Here is a 3367-nt window from a genome sequence, read left to right on the forward strand (position 1 = left end):
GCTGCTGGTGAGCGCTTCGCTATCCGTGAGGGTGGCCGTACCGTAGGTGCAGGCGTTGTTTCAACCATCCTCGAGTAATCGTTGATGAGTTAAACGCAGTTATCAACATTAGTTGATAGCTAAAGAGGCCGCAGAGTCGCAAGATTCTGCGGTCTTTTTTATGCCCTCATCTTTATGCCTAATCATCGCATACCCGCCAATATCACGTGCCTAGCGAATATCACGTTTAAGCTTTGCGACCCATACCTCAACCAATAATCACGTCTAATTTCACCCCAACGCAATCATACGTATTTTATTGCGCCATGCTCTCTTCGTCTCGTCTCGTCTCGTCTCGTCCGGTCGAGTATCCTACCGTCTCAACTCAACTCGTTTATTGATTTCACAGCGTTTGACAGCACGTTTTTCTAGCAGGCTAAGCCGCTTTGATGAAAATACGGATATATTTGCACTTTTGCTTAAAGATTTGTGAGCTGTGCCCTAGCCTTGAGATAAGGTAGGTATGTTTGTTTGTGCTAGAATGCACTCCGTCGCTAATATATGGCGTAAGATGCAGCTGACCTTTGTTTTTGTTTGCCTAGCTGTTGTTGTACATACCTAGTTTGTATGCTTAAGCCAACTTAGTAGTGCTTAGACACAATTACTTGGTGTGGTCTATGAGATTAAGAGGTGTGCTATGTCTGTTGAGCAGCATTTAACTGATAGAAATCTGGCTTTAGAGTTAGTTCGTGTAACAGAGGCAGGTGCACTTGCAGCAGCCCGTTTAGTAGGTCGTGGTGAGAAAGAAGAAGCTGATGGTGCTGCAGTTAGCGCCATGCGTATCGCTTTCCAGTCAGTACATATTCGCGGTACTGTGATTATCGGTGAAGGTGAAAAAGATCACGCTCCAATGCTTTACAACGGTGAGGCGGTTGGCTTTGGTGACGGCCCTGAGATTGATATCGCTGTTGACCCAGTTGAGGGTACTAATGCTGTTGCCTATGGTCGACCAAATGGTCTTGCGGTTATTGGCTGTACTCCAAAGGGCGGCATGTTCAATCCAGGTCGTTCTTACTATTGCAAGAAGTTAGTAGTAGGTAAAGAAGCTGCTAATGTAATTGACTTAGACGCTCCTGTTGCTGATAACTTAAAGAAGATTGCTTTTGCTTTAGGCAAGCCAGTTTCTGAGCTTAACATCTTCGTATTAGATAAGCCACGTCACGTAGGGTTAATCAACGATATCCGTATTGCTGGCGCTCGTATTCACTTATACACCGATGGTGATGTAGCAGGTGCTTTAATGGCTGCAGATCCACGCCATCAGATGGACGTTTTAATGGGCATTGGTGGTACTCCTGAGGCTGTAATCACTGCTTGTGCCTTAAAGGGTACTGGCGCTCAGATGTTAACTCGTTTAAACCCTCTATCTGACGAAGAGCGTAAGAATATCGAAGCAGACGGCATTTCCATTGATACCATTCGTAGCATAGATGACCTCATTACCTCAAATGAGAGCTACTTTGCTGCAACCGGCATTACTGAAGGCGAGCTCTTAGACGGTGTTGCTTACCGTGGTGAGTACGCTATTACTTCTTCTATGGCAACCCGTGGCCGTACTGGAACCACTCGTTATATCCAGGCATGGCATAACCGTAAGAAGTTAGCTACCATGAGCTCAGTTCGCTACTAATTGCTGATGGTAATTTACTGTTGACCCAAAAAATAAGGCGTTTGATGGGTTTTTCACAAAAGCGCTAATGTGGGAAGGCTAACTTTCCCATTTTAAAAACCTGCCTCAGTTGATTGCTGATGCAGGTTTTTTGTTTTTGGGAAAAGCATATGTTTTACAATGGCTTAGATCATCATTGAAGGCGGATCAGAGTCTGTATCTTTGCTAACATCAATTCCTTACTTATAACTATGTCTTTAGTAATACAATAACAATAGTTGTGTTTTGGAGATGTCCTTATGCTCGACAAATATACCTTTGATGTTGATCTTGACCCTGTCTTGCAAGCAGCACTACAAGAGGAGCTCGATGTCATTATTAGGCTGATGAAGGCAAGTGACGATCTTAAGAGCATTGAAAAAGAGCAGCTCTTTATGCGCCACTATCCAAATCACCGGCACTATACCCATCTTATTAGTGCGCAATTGCGCACCTGCGGTGGCCATGCAGTAGCTAATCTGCTCAGAGGCGGTAAAGGGCCTGATTACAGAACAGTAGTATGTGATGTAGCTGATCATCTCAACGTAAGCTACGACAAAGACGACTCAGTGCCTGTTATAGAGCGTTGTATTTTGATGTCTATGACCAAGAAAATCTATGATGATCTTGGGGATAAAGAGCGTGATCTCCTCATTAACTCTTTAAGCGAGCAAGAGGCAAAGGCGAGCATCAATACAGAAGATAGTAAAGATGAGATCTCAAAGAGTAATACTGCTCTAGCAGTACCTCAATCTCGAGAGCTTGTGCTCAAAGCAGTGCAGCAAGGCGATTACAGATTACTATCAACAAATTCGCTGCTGATGCTATCCGAGGCATTGTCCACCATCTTCTCAAGTTTAGCTGGCGTTGCTCAAAATAGTATTGTTAATGCTACTGACAGCGTTAGTCGTGCTGCTTATGAGCTTGCTCATGCTATTAGTTCTGGTCTTGACGTAGTCAAACGTGTGCTCTTATCTCTTTTAGAGATCGGCGGTCCTTCATATAAAGTGACAGTACCTTGCGTCACCCAAATTGCCTCAATGCGTCTTCGCCAGTCAAACGCTCTGTTAACTAAGAGCTCAGTTAACCTGCTCGCTCATAACGCCCATGAAGATGAGGCAGTATCTAAGGACAAGAGCGCAGAGGCTAACGATACAGCGGCTGACTCTAGCACTACAAACGAAGACCCAGACTCTTCAAAAGAAGAGCGCAATTAATCATCTGTAAATATGAAAGTATGGATCAGCAAGCTAATTTAGATGCTTGCTGACTCTTAAGATCGCAATACAAGTACTGTTAATTGCTCCCATCAATTAATCAATAAAACCATTCTGTTGATTAATCCATATCCCCGTCAGTCAACTAATCAATACCATCTTTGGCTAGTCAATCAAGATATCCCTACAAGCTTCTGACCATCACCCCTCTGAGCATGCAAAAACAAGCCGAAAACGTGTATGTCGTTTCTCATTTTGTTTCACAAGAAAGCTTATAGCGCTTAGTGTAAATGTATTTGTGTTATGGATGTGAGCTTATGATCTCATTGATGCTGTTAGCAAACTAGATACTGATATTTATGGGATTTTTCGGCGATCTTTTGTCATATTTTAATAGTCTAAAAAACTGACTAATGTAGGTGTTGTGGGCAATGTTTTTTTTCCTGCACAGTGACAGTATGAA

At 43.3% G+C, this 3367-nt stretch carries 3 protein-coding genes; all 3 read left to right on the forward strand.

Annotated elements, in window-relative coordinates; translation table 11 throughout:
* Positions 1-78: EF-Tu C-terminal domain-related protein (locus tag H524_RS17125; protein WP_211232162.1), on the forward strand; the 78-nt coding region annotated here is incomplete at its 5' end.
* Between the two features lie 598 nt (positions 79-676).
* On the forward strand, positions 677-1669 hold the full coding sequence (glpX, locus tag H524_RS0111740; protein ID WP_027940327.1) for a class II fructose-bisphosphatase: 993 nt from the start codon (positions 677-679) through the stop codon (positions 1667-1669).
* A 278-nt stretch (positions 1670-1947) separates the two neighbouring features.
* Entirely contained in the window at positions 1948-2904 is a 957-nt protein-coding gene (locus tag H524_RS0111745; RefSeq protein WP_027940328.1) for a YaaW family protein, read from the forward strand.
* Positions 2905-3367: the final 463 nt, after the last annotated feature.

The sequence above is a fragment of the Anaerobiospirillum succiniciproducens DSM 6400 genome (genome assembly GCF_000482845.1).
GTDB lineage: Bacteria > Pseudomonadota > Gammaproteobacteria > Enterobacterales > Succinivibrionaceae > Anaerobiospirillum > Anaerobiospirillum succiniciproducens.